The sequence below is a fragment of the Hyphococcus formosus genome, from assembly GCF_046736345.1.
GTDB classification, from domain to species: domain Bacteria; phylum Pseudomonadota; class Alphaproteobacteria; order Caulobacterales; family Parvularculaceae; genus Hyphococcus; species Hyphococcus formosus.
This window is the reverse complement of record NZ_CP157210.1, coordinates 1,546,617-1,560,957: the sequence shown is the minus strand read 5'-3', so window position 1 is coordinate 1,560,957 and position 14,341 is coordinate 1,546,617. Positions and strand designations below refer to the sequence as shown.

Sequence of the window (14,341 nt, the reverse complement as noted above, 5' to 3'; positions counted from 1 at the left end):
GGGGTTTTGAATGGGTGTTCTCTCGGGTGTCAAAATAGTCGAATTCGAAGGATTGGGGCCTGCGCCATTTTGCGGGATGTTGCTCGCTGACCTCGGCGCGGATGTGATTTTAATAGAACGCAAAGGGAAATCAGGAGCGGCACCGGCTGAGATCTATAAGCGCGGTAAGCGCTCAATCGTTCTCGACTTGAAACAGGACGAGGCGAAAGAAGTTGCGCTCAAGCTTTTGGATAATGCCGACGCGCTGATTGAGGGGTTACGGCCCGGCGTCATGGAGCGTTTGGGGCTTGGGCCGGAGATTGCGTTGAAGCGAAACAAAAAATTGGTTTACGGACGGCTGACCGGGTGGGGGCAAACCGGGCCACTCGCGCATAATGCGGGGCACGACATAAACTACGCGTCTTTGTCTGGGGCAGCATGGTATGCGGGAGAGGCTGGTGCGGCACCAGTCCCGCCGCCAACATTGGTTGGGGATATCGGGGGCGGCGCGCTTTATCTTGCCATCGGCATTCTTGCCGGCATCATGCGCGCGAGAGAGACCGGCGAGGGCACCGTGGTTGATGCGGCGATTGTTGATGGGTCAGCCCATATGATGAATCTCATTTATTCTCTGCGGGCGGTGGGCGGCATGCCAGACCAACGCGGGCAAAGCATGCTTGATGGTGCGCATTTCTATGGTGCGTATCAATGTGCCGATGGCGGCTGGATCAGCATTGGTCCTTTGGAACCTAAATTTTACATGGAACTTATCGAACGGTTGGGCCTTGGAAAGGGCAATGATTTTCTGGCGCAGTATGAAACAAAAAACTGGCCCGCATTGAAAGAAAGATTAGCGGAATTGTTTTCGACCAAACCGCGGGAATATTGGACCGATAAGTTAGAAGGAACCGATGTTTGCTTCGCGCCGATTTTATCGCCGTCCGAGGCAAAAGATCACCCACATATGAAAGCGCGTGACTCGCTCAGGGATATCAATGGCGTGTTGCAAGCGGTTGCGGCCCCCCGGTTTGACGGCAAAACGCCGAAAGACCCGGACCCGGTACCGGAAGCCGGACAGCATACGGATGAAATCCTGAATGAGTTGGATGTGACTCCTTCCGAAATTGCGCAATGGCGTGAACAAGGGGTGTTATGAGCGAAGTTGCGCTACCAAAGAATAAAAAGAAAAAACGTGTTCGCCCAACGATCGGATGGCGCGAATGGGTAGACTTACCCGATTTCGAAGTTCACCATGTAAATGCAAAAATTGACACCGGTGCAAAATCGTCGGCCATCCACGCCTTCAAAATAAAGGAAGTGCTGATTGAGGGGGAACCTCATGTTGAGTTTTGCCTTCACCCGGTGCAGCGCAGGAAAACGCCCGAAGTTGTCTGTTGTGCGCCGATAGCGGGGAAAAAGAAAATTCGTAGCTCAAACGGTCAGGAAGAAGAGCGCTATGTCGTTGAGACCCATCTGAAGATCGGCGATCACGAATTGAAAATAGATTTGACTTTGACCAACCGGGACGCCATGGGGTTCCGCTTGTTGATTGGCCGCGATGCGTTGCGTCGCAAGTTTGTGATTGATCCGGGCGCTTCTTATTTGCTTGGCCAATAAAAGGACAGGAGTATTACGATGAAACTAGCGCTCATGTGTCGCAATGCTGAACTTTATTCGCATGAACGTATTGTTGATGCGGCTAAGGCGCGCGGTCACGAAATTAGCGTCGTTGATCATCTACGCTGTTACATCAATATTACGTCGTTGCGTCCGACCGTTCGGTATAAAGGCGAGGAATTGCCAGTATTTGATGCCGTCATTCCGCGCATCGGGGCGTCGGTGACCTTTTACGGTACAGCCGTCCTCCGCCAGCTGGAGATGATGGGAGTCTATCCGGTGAACGAATCCGTCGCGATCTCGCGTTCGCGGGATAAGCTGCGTTCCCTCCAACTTCTTGCGCGAAAAGGGATCGGCCTGCCGGTGACGGTTTTTGCACACCGAACCAGTCAAGCGGATGAGATCCTTGATATGATCGGCGGGGCACCGGTTATCATCAAACTACTCGAAGGAACCCAGGGGATTGGTGTGGTTCTCGGCGAAACCCAGAAAGCGGCCGAGTCTATCATTCAAGCCTTTGGTGGTGTGAATACGAATATTCTGGTTCAGGAGTTTATCAAAGAAGCCGGCGGTGAAGATATCCGTTGTATCGTTGTTGGCGACAAAGTCGTCGCAACCATGAAACGCAAAGGCAAGGAAGGCGACTTCCGTTCAAATATTCATCGCGGCGGCACTGCGGAGAAAGTCAAAATTACCCCGCAGGAGCGTTCAACCGCTGTTGGCGCGGCCAGAGCCATGGGTCTCAATTTTTGCGGTGTTGATCTTTTAAGATCAAATCACGGGCCAGTTGTAATGGAGGTGAACTCATCTCCCGGCCTTGAAGGCATTGAGAAAGCGACCGGTATTGATGTTGCTGACAAGTTAATCGACTTTATTGAAAAGAACGCAAAGCCCGGAAAGACAAAGACACGCGGTAAAGGCTAAGTGTCCTAAATATATAGTGTAATCGGCCTGGTAGAGTTAGCTTTAATTAACCATTCAACCTTAAGTGTTGTCGCATCGGGGGGACAACTAGAGGTAAGAATGCTGATAGAGCGCGAGAACCTGTGCGTCGCCCTTTTCGAAAATGCACCAGAAGCGGTGGCTGTTGCAGACTTGGACCGTCGAATTGTTGCGATTAACCCGGCATTTACGAAAATGTTTGGTTACACGATCGACGAGGTGCGTGGTCGCCAGACAGAACTCTTGTATGCCGACTCTTCTGATTTCCACAAAACAGGTTCAGAACGATTTCATCGTGACGCAGAGGCACAATCTTCGCCCTATGAAATTGATTACCGTGCTAAAGACGGGACGATAATTTCCGGTGAAACTGTCGGGTCAATTGTCACTGATGCTGAGGGCAACGCAATTGGCTTTATCGGCTTTATTCGCGACGTCAGTGAACGGAAAAAAGTCTTCGAAGAGCTAGAAAAAGCGCGCAGCGAAGCCGAAAATGCAAACCACTCAAAATCACTGTTCCTCACCAATATGGGGCATGAAATTCGCACACCAATGAATGGTGTGCTCGGCATGGCATCGGCCCTAAGCGGGACGAAGCTTGATGATAATCAACGACAGATGCTTTCCGTCATTACGAAATCCGGGAATGATCTTCTGACTTTGCTCAATGATCTTCTTGATCTTTCAAAAGTCGAAGCGGGCGCAATCCGTATTGAGCCTACATATTTTAACTTGGCCGATCTTGCGTTTCAGGTTGAGCAGCTTCACGCCCAAAGAGCGCTCGAAAAAGGGATCGAGCTTAAAGTCGATATCGAGCCTGCGACAAGCGGTTGCTGGAATGCAGACCCGATGCGTATTCGTCAGGTCCTTCACAACCTTATGTCGAACGCGATCAAATTTACGAAACTCGGATCTGTTGATCTGCGCGTGACATCGGACGATGACATGCTCATCTTTACGGTAAAAGATACTGGTGTCGGTATCGCGGAAAGTGATTACGACGTCATTTTCGAATTGTTCCGTCAGGCCGGTGATCGACAGTTCACGCCAGCGAGCGGTGCGGGCTTAGGTCTTTCTATATCACGTCGTTTGGCGCGTTTGATGGGTGGAGATCTGACCGTCAAAAGCGAAGTCGGTCAGGGGTCAGAGTTTACGCTCACGGTCAAAGCTGAAAAAATGGAACGGCTGGGCGGCGGTGAGCAGCCAGTAAGCAATGTCATCAGCAATAATTTCCGCACCGGATCACCGAAAGCGCAAAAGCCGTTAAAAGTTTTGGTCGCCGAGGATAACGTCACAAACCAGATGGTGCTTGAGGCCCTGCTCAAATCCACCAAGGTTGAGTATGAGATCGTTGAGAACGGCCGCAAATGTCTCGATCGTCTGTCCGAGGAACGGTTTGACGCTATCCTGATGGATATCAAAATGCCGGTCATGGACGGGGTCGAAGCGACATTGAAAATCCGTGCGGACGAACGCCGTCAAAACAAGCGCCGTCTACCAATTGTCGCGCTTACCGCAAATGCTATGGCACACCAGATCGAAAAATACGCCGCAGCAGGTATGGATGGTTGTATCGCAAAACCCTATCGGGTCGATGACCTGGTGGAAGCGCTGCACCAAGCAATTGACGCAGCCAATGCAGGCGAGCCGATCCCTTCGAGCGATTGGCTGAAGCGGCAGGCCGCCGGCTAAGGGAATATCCTGCCTGATTTCGACGCGTATTCGTATTTCCCTAGTTTCCTGCTATATATTCGGACCAAGTCGCGTCCGAACATGAACCAACCAGAACTTGTTGGGAGCAGGCATGGAAAAAGTTGACGGAATTGGCGGGTTTTTCTACCGCGCGAAAGATCCCGAAAAATTAGCCAAATGGTATGCTGATAATCTTGGCATCAGTCTCGTGCCAAATGATTACGACACGCCGCCTTGGCACACAAATGCGGGGCCGACTGTATTTGCTCCTTTCCCGGAGGAAAGTGAGTTTTTCGGCCCAATGTCACAACAATGGATGATCAATTTCCGCGTGAAGGATTTAGACGCGATGGTTGCGCAATTGCGCGCCAATGGAAATGACGTCGACGTCGATCAAGAGCAATATCCGAACGGGATATTTGCCACAATAAAAGACCCGGAAGGGAATCCGATTCAGCTTTGGGAGCCGGACGGGAAAAAGTCGGCTTAGTCGAAGAGGCTCGAAACGGATTCTTCATTGGCGATGCGGCGGATGGCTTCGGCCAACAATGTCGCGATCGATACTTCTTCGATTTTCGGACAGTCCGCGACTTCTTTACGCGTTTCAATTGAGTCGGAAATGATCAGGCGCGTGAGGGCGTCTGACTTCATGACCCGGCGTTCCGCGTGATCAGAAAGAACACCATGCGTGACGCAGGCCGTCACGCTTTTTGCGCCTTCGGCCATAAGCGCTTCAGCGGCATTACAAAGCGTGCCACCGGAATCGACGATGTCGTCGAAGATCACGCAATCGCGTCCGTTTACATCACCGATGATATTCATGACTTCGGAAAGGCCCGGACCTTCGCGGCGTTTATCGACAATTGCGAGCGGGCGATCTTCGAGTTTTTTCGCCAAGGCGCGGGCGCGGACAACGCCGCCAACATCGGGCGAGACGACAGTTACATCGTCGAGATTGTTGTTTTGGATTTGTCTGATGCGGCGTTCGAATTCTTTGACCGCATAAAGATTGTCAGTCGGAATATCAAAAAAGCCCTGGATCTGACCGGCGTGAAGATCAACCGTTAGAACGCGGTCTGCGCCGGCGCTGGTAATCAGGTTCGCAACAAGTTTTGCTGAAATTGGCGTACGGGGGCCAGCTTTGCGATCCTGTCGCGCATAGCCGAAATAGGGGATAACGGCGGTAATGCGACTTGCTGAGGCGCGGCTTAACGCGTCCATCGTGATCAGCAATTCCATCAGATTGTCGTTCGCAGGGTAGGAGGTGGACTGGATGACGAAGACGTCCTCACCGCGCACATTTTCCTGAATTTCGACAAAGACCTCGCCGTCTTTGAACGTTTTTATTTCGGCCCGGGCCGGTGTTGTGGCTAGCTTTTTGGATATCGCTTCGACCAACCGACGGTTAGAATTTCCCGCAATCAATTTCATAACGTCGGTCCTCTTTTTGCCGCCACTTTGCGAGCGCTTCATGACGCTTTCTTAACAGATGTGCAACCCGTAAAGTTGCGTTTTTTACCGCAATGCAATAGCGGACAAATTCCGCCCATAATCCGGCTCATTACGGCGCTTCATTGCGCGATAGCTGAAGAAGCGATCAGGTGCGCCTAGCGTACAAAGACCAATATCGTCGAATTGCGTGACGCCGCAATTTTCGAGACGCCATTTACCAAATCCGACCAGATCAAGCTGGCGTTTATCCGTATTCTGTCCGGGTGCGAAAAAAGCTATAGAGTCCGGATACTTCGCGGTGAAAGTTTCCAATAAATCTAAGCCCACTTCGAAATTTGGTTGCCGTAAACAGGGGCCGGCGGCAGCGCGTATATTCGCGGGCTGCGCGCCCAATTCGACCATCGCTGCGACAGTATTTTCAATCACGCCGCCAAGGGCCCCGCGCCAGCCCGCATGGGCGGCACCGATAATTTTCGCTTCTGCGTCTGCGAACAGGAAAGGCATGCAATCCGCCGCAAGAACCCCGAGGGCGATGCCGGGGGTTTTGGTGACCATCGCATCGACTTTGGCCGGGCCATTCGCCCAAGGCTCGTCAACAACCATCACGTCAGGCGAATGGGTCTGGAAGCCGGTTAAGAGATGGTCCGGTTTGACGGCAAGGGCGTCGGCGCAGCGGCGTCGGTTTTCGTCGACATTTTCGGCGGCATCGTCAGAACCAAGACCGGTGTTCAATGTTTGATAAGGTGCCGGTGACACGCCGCCATCGCGCGAGAAAAAACCATGCGAAAGACTGGGCGCATCGAGCAATTTCGAAACCAGAAATGGCGGTGTCATGTCTCTAATCCAGCGGGTGTCGGAAGGTTCGGCGACGAATAAGAGAGAACCTTGAAAATCTCGCCCATGGCATTTGACGCAGCGATGCGCGTAGCGCCGGCACGGATTTCATTCGCTTTGTCTTCAGGCTGGCCTTTGCACAGAGCTTCAACTCGTAGCGCCAAGCCAAGACGATCAAGAAAGCGTCCTTGGGTTACCGGGCCGTGGGCATTTATTCCATTTTCAATAGCAACTTTTGACAGTGCCTCGAAATCCACATGCGCCGTTATATCAGCATGTCCGGGCGATAATAGCGGTGGCCAATAGGCGTGATCTTTTACGGCCTGAAGCGTATCGCCGAAACCGCGCTCCATATGGCCATAATCAATGATCAGGGCATGGCCGCCATTTTCTTTCAGGGTACGGCAAATCGTACCTGCGAAATCCAGGCTGATCGGTGAGACTTCGAAAATGTCGCCAATTTCGCTTTCAGTAATTTCGGGCAGATTATACTCCGGAGCCGCCGGGGTCGGATCGAGTGTGAAGGCCAGTCGCGTTCCGCTCTCGTCCAAACCAACCAGGCGCTCGCGCCAGCCGGTTTTGACCCGCTCAAATTGATGGATCGGCAAGCAGTCAAAAAACTCATTTGCAACAATCAAGGAAGGGGCAGGCGGGATATCGCCAAAATCATCTGCCCAAAGCGGGCTGACTTCAGTTTCTTTCAGGCGCTTTTGTTGCTCAAGGCGGAGCAAGCCCGACGTTTCTACCAGCCAAACCTGCGCTGCGCGGGCAAAGCCAGGGCGCAAGCGCGCGGCGCGTAGAATATCGACCATCAACGTTCCCCGACCCGGGCCGAGTTCGATCAGATTGAAACTCTCCGGCGAGCCCATGCTCTGCCATGCTTCCACCAGCCACAGGCCGATCAACTCGCCAAAAACCTGACTGATTTCTGGTGCGGTGGTGAAGTCTCCGTCGGCACCGATTGGCGTTTGACGCATATAATATCCCTCATGGGGATGCCCCAACGCATCAGTCATATAATCGGCAATTGAGATCGGGCCTTTTAACTTGATGAGATCAACAAGTCGTTCTTCAAGTGGGGTAATGGGGGTGTAATTTTGGGTAGCGGTCATGATGGCGCGCCGCCTCCGATTTTTGCATCACCATTATTGGTTCGTGTCCGCCATATCATCCAAAGGCCCAACAAGAGCATTGGCACCGAAAGCAACATGCCCATCGTCAGGCCGAGCGGGAAATCGGGCATATGCGCATCTGGTTCGCGGAAGTTCTCGACAATGATGCGCGACAAAGCATAGCCCGCAAGGAAAATTCCGATGGTTGCGCCCGGTCGCTTCAGCATCGCAAAATGATGCGTGGCGATTCGGATAATCGCAAATAGGGCGAGACCCTCTAATGCGGCTTCGTAGAGTTGGCTTGGATGACGGGCAACGCCAACTGGGTCTGTCGGAAAAACCATCGCCCAAGGGCCGTCCCATGGGCGGCCATAAAGTTCTGCATTGATGAAATTTGCGATACGCCCAAAAAACAAACCGATCGGCGCGGCGCAGGCAAACATATCGCCGAGCGAAAGCATGTTGATTTTGTGCTTACGTGCGAACCAGATCCCGACAAGGGTGACGCCGATCAAACCGCCGTGAAAGGACATGCCGCCGCGCCATGTCATCAGCGCTGGTGGCAGGGGGAGAAAACCCAACACGGTTTCCCATTTCGCGAAAAACAGCGATGGCTCATAAAAGACCAGATAGCCAATCCGGCCACCAAGCATGACCCCGATCGCTACCCAGAAAATAACATCATCCAGTTTCTGGCGATCAATCGGCGGGCAATCCTTGACCCAAAGCGGCTTGTTCTTGATCAGGCCGGTCAGATAAAACCATCCGAGCGCGAGGCCGCCAATATAAGCAAGTGAATACCAACGAATGGCAATAGGACCGATTTGAAACAAAACCGGCTCGATATTGGGATAGGGTAAACTCATATTCTTTCCGCAGCGTTGGTACGATCTGATGGGGCGCTGCGTCTCAATAGCGCGGTTTTTGGCCCCTGTCGCCCCGCGATCTCTATGCTTATATAGGTGGCAAGAAGGAGCCTATCATGCAAACCCAAAACGCCCTTTTCGACGAAATTGCGAAAATGATGACCGAGGCCGCTGGCGCGGCGGATGGCGTTCGCCGGGAGGCGGAGACCGTATTCCGCAGCAGGCTTCAAAATATGCTGGCGGATATGGACCTCGTTACCCGTGAAGAGTTTGAAGCGGTGCGCGATATGGCCCGAATCGCCCGCGAAGAAAACGAGAAGCTGAAAGCACGCCTCGACGCGCTTGAGAATTCTTAACACCCGCCTGTGGTAAGTTATTCTTGCGGTTGAGGAAAAAGACCCCAATCGAATCATTTGTCCGCACCCCGAATCGCAGCGACATGTAGTTGCAAGCGGCTGCACTAAGTCGCGTGAACCGGGAAGAGGGGCAATTATGTCCATTGAGCTGATCCGTAAACCGAAACAGAGCGTTGACCCGTTGAAAGTGCTCGAAGCCGCCGCAAGCGGTTTGGAGTTCGAAATCGAGCGCGCCGGTGCGAACGAGCTTCACGTGATGATGCCAGGTGTGTGGCGCGATATCGGTCTCTGGTTCACATGGCGGCCCGAATTGGCAACCTTGCAAATGGGTGCACCACTAGAGTTAAAAGCCCCGGTTGGCCGAATCGATGAGGCGGCGCGGTTAGTGACCATGGTCAATGAGCGCCTTTGGCTGGGCCATTTCGATTTGTGGGCGGACGACAATTCCATTGTCTATCGGAATTCATCCTTGCTGACGCCGGAAGGTAATCTCGACAATATGCAAGGTGAAGCGTTGATCAAAGCGGCAAGCGAAGCGATTGATCGGTTTTATCCGGCGTTCAATTTCCTGATCTGGGGCGGTAAAAACCCGGACGAGGCCCTGCAAGCGTCATTATTTGATACGGCTGGGACAGCTTAGGCGCTTTTCTTTCCGGTTTGATGCGCTAGGTTGCGCGGATGACAAACTTACCGAAAGTTGCCCTTATTGGTGCAGGTGCCATGGGCGGAGCGATGCTTCGCGGATGGCTTGAAAATGGTGCGGTCGATACGGCCGCATCCGCTGTTTTTGATCCGAGTGCAGGCGAGCCGATGAAGGCGCTATGCACAGAACATGGTCTTTTATTAAATCCAGAGATTAGCGGGCAGTTCGATGCGGTTGTCATTGCGATCAAACCGCAAATGGCCGAAGCCGTATTGCCGCAATATAGCGCTATCGCGAAGGGTGCGGTCGTCATTTCTGTCATGGCGGGGAAATCGGTTGCGCGCATTTCGGAATTTCTTGGCGGTGCGGAAAAGACCGCGCGTGTCATGCCGAACTTACCCGCCGCGATCGGTAAAGGGGTGTCCGGCGTCTATGCGGTCGATCAGGTAAGCGCATCAGAACGGGCCATGATCGAGACCTTGATGCAAGCGACAGGTGATGTGGTCTGGGTCGATACGGAAAAGGAAATTGATTTCGTAACGGCAATTTCCGGCTCTGGCCCCGCTTATTTCTTCCTGTTGACCGAAGCCTTGGCAGAAGCCGGGATCGCGCTTGGCATGGCACCCGAAAAGGCACATGCGCTTGCGCGGGCGACCTGTAGCGGTGCCGGAAGTCTTGTGGCCAAGGATGAGCGCAGCGCCGCTGATATGCGCCGCGCGGTAACATCGCCTGGCGGTACGACTGAGGCGGCGCTCAATGTGCTCGATGGCGATGAGCAGGCCGTCCGCAAGCTGATGAATAAAGCGCTGGAGGCCGCGGCCAAGCGGGCAGGGGAGCTAACCGATTAAAGCGGTAGGCGAATAGTCGCGCGCAAACCACCTCTTGGGGATTGGTCAAGCGTGACATCGCCGCCATGAGCGCGCGCGACATCGCGCACGATTACCAATCCCATACCGACGCCGCTTTCATTCAGGTTTCTTGCCTCATCAAGGCGGGTGAATGGCTTGAATACATATTCGTATTTTTCGGGCGGAATGCCGGGGCCGTCATCCTCCACGATTATTTCGACATAGCGGTTCAGACGAACAACGCTGACCCAGACATTATCCGCATATCGCAGGCTATTATTCACGAGATTAGCAACGGCCCGCTTTAGCGCCATGCGCCGTACCGCGAGCGTTACCGGACGGGGGGCATCGGTATCGATATGCCGGCCCGTGCGCTCAACATCTTTGGCAATCTCGGCAACAAGTTCATCAAGGCGGAAAGGCGCGGGGTCTTCATCGACCGCTTCATTGCTGGCGAAATCGAGATAGGCTTCGATCATCCGCTCCATTTCTTCTACATCTTTTTGAATGGCGATGATTTCGTCGCTCTCCGATTGCATCGCCAACGCCAGTTTGATGCGGGTCAGGGGCGTTTTCAGATCATGGCTGATACCTGCCAAGACCGTCGTGCGTTGTTCCATGTGACGCTTGATCCGCTCACGCATGGCAATGAAAGCATAGCCCGCTTTACGTACTTCCGTTGCGCCAGATGGTCGGTAGTTCGGCGCATCGCGGCCGCGACCGAATGCTTCTGCGGCAGTTGCAAGCCGCAAGATAGAACGCACCTGATTGCGCATGAAAATAATTCCAATCGTCCCGATCAGAATAGAAGTCGCGATTAGCCAGAATAGGAATATACGCCCCGTCGTCGCAAAAACCCGATCGCGCCGTGCCAGATAAATCAACGCTCCGTCTTCAAATGCGACGCGAATTTCTACGTCGTTCGGCCACGTCTGAGTATTCAGCCAAAAGGGCCGGTCCAGCGCATTTTCAAGCCGTTTGTTCAGCGTGTTGTTATAGACGTTAAACAACGCCAATTGATTGGTTGCCGGAAGGGTGGTGTCGGGCGCAAACCGCACCCGCATATTGAGATCGTTGAGCGCAAGGGCGCTTATCGCGGTGCGCTGGTCATCGGTCTCCGCGTCTTCGTACATTGTTGTTACAAGGGCGATTTGGCCGGCTACGCTTTCGGAAAGATTTGCCGTGACCAAATCCCAGTGGCGCGCGAAAAAGATATAGGTGACCACAGATTGGGTAATGAAGATCGGCAGAATGACGATCAAGGTGATGCGGGCATAAAGACTTTTAGGAAAGTACCGCAAGATCATTTTATCAATCCGCCATCAGCGCATAGCCGATACCGCGAACGGTCTGGAGGTAAATCGGTGCGCGCGGGTCTTCTTCTATTTTTTTGCGCAGGCGTGTCACCTGAACGTCTACCGATCGCTCCATCGAGGAGGCCGTCTGCTCCGCAAGCGATTCCCGGCTCATGGCTTCGCGCGGTTTTTGCGCGAGCGCTTTCAACAGCGCAGCTTCCCCCGCGGTTAGCCGTACCAATTCGCCATTTTTGCGCAGCTCACCGCGGCCCAGCGAGAAAACACAATCGCCGAATTTCAATTCTTTCTTCTCAAGTGCCGCAGGCTGTGTCCGGCGCAACAGGGCATTGACCCGCAATAACAATTCGCGTGGTTCAAATGGCTTTGAGAGATAATCATCGGCACCCATCTCAAGCCCTTTGATCCGGTCCTCGGGTAAGCCCCGTGCGGTAAGTAAAAGCACCGGCACATTTGAAATGCCCCTGACGGATTTTGTCAGGTCGAATCCGCTTTCACCGGGCATCATCACGTCAAGGATCAAGAGGTCAAAAGTTACCGACGACATAAGTCCCCGGGCTTCGCTCGCATTCGATGCAGTCGATGTCCGAAATCCATTCTCCGCTAAATATCGTTTCAGGAGGTTTCTGATTCTGTCGTCATCATCGACGATCAGAATATGCGCTGCGCCTTCCAAAATTAGCGGAGAAGTAGTCATCGCGCCCCCAACATTTTAAACGAACGAATGCCGTAATCCGCGCCGGTCCAAAGGGTCAGCGTAGCTGCGACCCACAACGCGGCACTCGCCAGCGGGCGGAGGCTTTCGCCGATGATGCCGGTCGGCGCGGCGGCAATTAAAAGCCCTGCGGCGATCAATTGCGCGGTGGTTTTCCATTTTGCGATTTGCGTGACCGGCAGAGTTTGGTTCGCAGCGCCCAAGGCCTCTCGCATGCCGCTCACAAAAAGTTCGCGAAGAATGATGATGATCACGGCGACGACGCCGAAGCCCATAATCACCCCATTGCGTACCAGCAAAATGAACGCCGCAGCGATCAGCAATTTGTCTGCTAAGGGGTCGAGCGCGGCACCAAGCGCAGAGGTTTCGTTTCTGGCGCGGGCTACATAGCCATCAAGAAAGTCGGTCAGCGAGGCTACGACGAAAATAATGAGCGCCGCCGTCATGTTCCAAGGGGCGTTCGCGAGAAACGCGAAAATGAACGGAATGATCAGCGCCATGCGCGCGAGCGTAATTAAATTTGCCATAGCGCAATTCTAAACTGCGCCGTGTCGCAAATCCAACGGCGAATAGGCCGATATTATCGGCACCTAGCCATCTTTTTTGTCATTTCCCCAGAGCCGGTCCCACCAATTTTCCTTCTCAGGCGGTGTGAAGGACTGCTCATTCTCGCTCATCTTTTTGCGGATATCGTCGATTTCCCATCCGGTCAGATTGGCGAGCGTTTGCGCCTCTTGTTCAAAACGTTTTGGTAATTCAGCCCGATATTGCTTTGCCGCATCGCATTGGGCATCGCCTTTATAGGGGTGCCGAAGGACATATCGCCCCTGAAAATTCGTGCGGTCGCCGGTTTCCTTGAACATCAGATCCTCGGGGAAATGTTCGGCGTCGTAAGAAACGTGCAGGCGGGTGACGAATACATTCTGTGCTTGTGGCCCACGATTACGGGGCATGACTGTATTATCGGTCAGCCAATACACGCCGAGTTCGCGAAGCTCATCCGATGATAGCGGGTCAGCGGCGCAGGGGTCGCACCAACCCATGTCCCAGGCATATTCAAGAAAGACCGCACGGCCATTTTCCTGCTCGACCTGTTCATGAAACATGGATTTGTAAAAATCACCGAATTCACCTTTTACGTATAACGGTATCTGTTTATCGGTCGGCAATTTGACGGTGCGATAATTTGTTGTTTCAACGCGGCCAGTACGCGTAAGGGCGAGCACAAAAAGTTCCTGTTTTCCATCTGCATTGACCGTACCAAGACGAATAGGCAGGCTAAATCGCGGCGATTCGAATGCGATTTGTAAAGGACGAAGATATTTCAGCCCTGTTTGCGCTTGTTCCTCTAGGTTTACCTTCGCAACAAAGAATTTGGTGTTTTGCTTGATATAGCTGCGTAAGGTTTCTTCAGCTCCCTCAGGAAGCTTGTATCCATTTTGTGTTAGCCATGTGGCGAGGCCATCCGACTGCTCGGCAGAAAGGATCTGAATGTCATATTCGCCGACCGTATATTCGGCCTCTATGGTGACGCCCAAGCTATCTTTTTGCGAGACCGGAGCGGCGGCTTCGGGCAGGGCTGTCGTTGTCGCCATATCGAATTCTCGCCGCATATAGACTGCACAAGGATCATCGTCGAAATATTCAACAAGGCGCGGCGCGGTATAGGCGTCGAGATGGTCGATGATGGCGTTGTCTGTGACGTGGATTTGTCCTTCTTCCAGAACGACCGGAACCGGTATGACAACAGCGAATTCCTTTAAGTCGCCCTGAAAATCATTGGCCATAGTGATGACGGTTCTATCGCCGTCACGCATCAAGGCGACTTTCGACGCCTTGTTGAATAATTTGGTATCCGCTTTGGCAACGTAAAAGCCACAAAAAGCAACGGCACCGGTGGTCAAGGTGATGGCGGCGGTGGCGGAAACGGCTGCGAACAATGTTTTCTTGAACGATAGGGGCATGTCTCTCT

The 14,341-nt window shown here is 53.1% G+C and carries 16 protein-coding genes; 8 read left to right on the top strand and 8 right to left on the bottom strand.

All coding sequences use genetic code 11. The annotated features are described in order from the left end of the window. Positions 1 to 10 precede the first annotated feature (10 nt). From ABFZ83_RS07105 to ABFZ83_RS07085, 5 genes are all read left to right on the top strand, one after another. On the top strand, positions 11 to 1,135 hold the full coding sequence (locus ABFZ83_RS07105; RefSeq protein ID WP_411818743.1) for a CaiB/BaiF CoA transferase family protein: 1,125 nt from the start codon (positions 11 to 13) through the stop codon (positions 1,133 to 1,135). Next, positions 1,132 to 1,596, top strand: a complete 465-nt coding sequence (locus tag ABFZ83_RS07100; RefSeq protein WP_411818742.1) for an ATP-dependent zinc protease — start codon at positions 1,132 to 1,134, stop codon at positions 1,594 to 1,596. Before ABFZ83_RS07105 ends, ABFZ83_RS07100 begins: the two co-directional genes overlap by 4 nt. An 18-nt stretch (positions 1,597 to 1,614) precedes the next feature. Then, entirely contained in the window at positions 1,615 to 2,520 is a 906-nt protein-coding gene (rimK, locus tag ABFZ83_RS07095) for a 30S ribosomal protein S6--L-glutamate ligase (RefSeq protein ID WP_411818741.1), read from the top strand. Positions 2,521 to 2,619: 99 nt separating this feature from the next. Next, positions 2,620 to 4,230 (top strand): ATP-binding protein, encoded by a 1,611-nt coding sequence (locus tag ABFZ83_RS07090; RefSeq protein WP_411818740.1) that lies wholly within the window; start codon positions 2,620 to 2,622, stop codon positions 4,228 to 4,230. 112 nt (positions 4,231 to 4,342) lie between these two features. Beyond that, on the top strand, positions 4,343 to 4,720 hold the full coding sequence (locus tag ABFZ83_RS07085; protein ID WP_411818739.1) for a VOC family protein: 378 nt from the start codon (positions 4,343 to 4,345) through the stop codon (positions 4,718 to 4,720). Here ABFZ83_RS07085 and ABFZ83_RS07080 read toward each other — a convergent pair. The 4 genes from ABFZ83_RS07080 to lgt form a co-directional block, all read right to left on the bottom strand. After that, complete coding sequence (locus ABFZ83_RS07080; RefSeq protein ID WP_411818738.1) at positions 4,717 to 5,661, bottom strand: ribose-phosphate pyrophosphokinase; 945 nt, start codon at positions 5,659 to 5,661, stop codon at positions 4,717 to 4,719. The genes ABFZ83_RS07085 and ABFZ83_RS07080 overlap by 4 nt on opposite strands. An 84-nt stretch (positions 5,662 to 5,745) precedes the next feature. Continuing rightward, on the bottom strand, positions 5,746 to 6,516 hold the full coding sequence (gene pgeF, locus ABFZ83_RS07075) for a peptidoglycan editing factor PgeF (RefSeq protein WP_411818737.1): 771 nt from the start codon (positions 6,514 to 6,516) through the stop codon (positions 5,746 to 5,748). Further along, on the bottom strand, positions 6,513 to 7,628 hold the full coding sequence (locus tag ABFZ83_RS07070) for a class I SAM-dependent methyltransferase (RefSeq protein WP_411818736.1): 1,116 nt from the start codon (positions 7,626 to 7,628) through the stop codon (positions 6,513 to 6,515). Before ABFZ83_RS07070 ends, pgeF begins: the two co-directional genes overlap by 4 nt. Next, on the bottom strand, positions 7,625 to 8,494 hold the full coding sequence (gene lgt / locus ABFZ83_RS07065; protein WP_411818735.1) for a prolipoprotein diacylglyceryl transferase: 870 nt from the start codon (positions 8,492 to 8,494) through the stop codon (positions 7,625 to 7,627). Before lgt ends, ABFZ83_RS07070 begins: the two co-directional genes overlap by 4 nt. A 113-nt stretch (positions 8,495 to 8,607) precedes the next feature. Here lgt and ABFZ83_RS07060 point away from each other — a divergent pair, with 113 nt between their 5' ends. The 3 genes from ABFZ83_RS07060 to proC all read left to right on the top strand — a co-directional run bounded on the left by ABFZ83_RS07060 (position 8,608) and on the right by proC (position 10,341). After that, positions 8,608 to 8,850: an accessory factor UbiK family protein gene (locus tag ABFZ83_RS07060; RefSeq protein ID WP_411818811.1), complete on the top strand. Its 243-nt coding sequence runs from the start codon at positions 8,608 to 8,610 to the stop codon at positions 8,848 to 8,850. Positions 8,851 to 8,986: 136 nt separating this feature from the next. Next, positions 8,987 to 9,490, top strand: a complete 504-nt coding sequence (locus ABFZ83_RS07055) for a YbjN domain-containing protein (protein ID WP_411818734.1) — start codon at positions 8,987 to 8,989, stop codon at positions 9,488 to 9,490. Between the two features lie 38 nt (positions 9,491 to 9,528). Beyond that, positions 9,529 to 10,341 carry a pyrroline-5-carboxylate reductase gene (proC, locus tag ABFZ83_RS07050; protein ID WP_411818733.1) on the top strand — a complete coding sequence of 271 codons (813 nt, stop codon included), beginning with the start codon at positions 9,529 to 9,531 and terminating at the stop codon, positions 10,339 to 10,341. Here the strand turns inward: proC and ABFZ83_RS07045 are convergent. The 4 genes from ABFZ83_RS07045 to ABFZ83_RS07030 form a co-directional block, all read right to left on the bottom strand. After that, a complete protein-coding gene (locus ABFZ83_RS07045) occupies positions 10,338 to 11,648 on the bottom strand; it encodes an ATP-binding protein (protein WP_411818732.1) in 1,311 nt (436 codons plus the stop codon). The genes proC and ABFZ83_RS07045 overlap by 4 nt on opposite strands. 4 nt (positions 11,649 to 11,652) lie before the next feature. Next, the gene (locus tag ABFZ83_RS07040; protein ID WP_411818731.1) at positions 11,653 to 12,351 is read right to left on the bottom strand and encodes a response regulator; all 699 of its coding nucleotides are present in this window, start codon (positions 12,349 to 12,351) and stop codon (positions 11,653 to 11,655) included. Next, on the bottom strand, positions 12,348 to 12,896 hold the full coding sequence (pgsA, locus tag ABFZ83_RS07035; protein WP_411818730.1) for a CDP-diacylglycerol--glycerol-3-phosphate 3-phosphatidyltransferase: 549 nt from the start codon (positions 12,894 to 12,896) through the stop codon (positions 12,348 to 12,350). Before pgsA ends, ABFZ83_RS07040 begins: the two co-directional genes overlap by 4 nt. Before the next feature lie 63 nt (positions 12,897 to 12,959). Then, the gene (locus ABFZ83_RS07030) at positions 12,960 to 14,333 is read right to left on the bottom strand and encodes a DUF2330 domain-containing protein (protein WP_411818729.1); all 1,374 of its coding nucleotides are present in this window, start codon (positions 14,331 to 14,333) and stop codon (positions 12,960 to 12,962) included. Between the last annotated feature and the right edge of the window lie 8 nt (positions 14,334 to 14,341).

Coding starts and splice junctions, on each gene's coding strand:
- lgt (WP_411818735.1), bottom strand. CDS start 8,494: ATGAGTTTACCCTATCCCAATATCGAGCCGGTTTTGTTTCAAATCGGT.
- ABFZ83_RS07070 (WP_411818736.1), bottom strand. CDS start 7,628: ATGACCGCTACCCAAAATTACACCCCCATTACCCCACTTGAAGAACGA.
- ABFZ83_RS07030 (WP_411818729.1), bottom strand. CDS start 14,333: ATGCCCCTATCGTTCAAGAAAACATTGTTCGCAGCCGTTTCCGCCACC.
- ABFZ83_RS07040 (WP_411818731.1), bottom strand. CDS start 12,351: ATGACTACTTCTCCGCTAATTTTGGAAGGCGCAGCGCATATTCTGATC.
- proC (WP_411818733.1), top strand. CDS start 9,529: ATGACAAACTTACCGAAAGTTGCCCTTATTGGTGCAGGTGCCATGGGC.
- pgeF (WP_411818737.1), bottom strand. CDS start 6,516: ATGACACCGCCATTTCTGGTTTCGAAATTGCTCGATGCGCCCAGTCTT.
- ABFZ83_RS07105 (WP_411818743.1), top strand. CDS start 11: ATGGGTGTTCTCTCGGGTGTCAAAATAGTCGAATTCGAAGGATTGGGG.
- ABFZ83_RS07090 (WP_411818740.1), top strand. CDS start 2,620: ATGCTGATAGAGCGCGAGAACCTGTGCGTCGCCCTTTTCGAAAATGCA.
- ABFZ83_RS07080 (WP_411818738.1), bottom strand. CDS start 5,661: ATGAAATTGATTGCGGGAAATTCTAACCGTCGGTTGGTCGAAGCGATA.
- pgsA (WP_411818730.1), bottom strand. CDS start 12,896: ATGGCAAATTTAATTACGCTCGCGCGCATGGCGCTGATCATTCCGTTC.
- ABFZ83_RS07045 (WP_411818732.1), bottom strand. CDS start 11,648: ATGATCTTGCGGTACTTTCCTAAAAGTCTTTATGCCCGCATCACCTTG.
- ABFZ83_RS07085 (WP_411818739.1), top strand. CDS start 4,343: ATGGAAAAAGTTGACGGAATTGGCGGGTTTTTCTACCGCGCGAAAGAT.
- rimK (WP_411818741.1), top strand. CDS start 1,615: ATGAAACTAGCGCTCATGTGTCGCAATGCTGAACTTTATTCGCATGAA.
- ABFZ83_RS07055 (WP_411818734.1), top strand. CDS start 8,987: ATGTCCATTGAGCTGATCCGTAAACCGAAACAGAGCGTTGACCCGTTG.
- ABFZ83_RS07100 (WP_411818742.1), top strand. CDS start 1,132: ATGAGCGAAGTTGCGCTACCAAAGAATAAAAAGAAAAAACGTGTTCGC.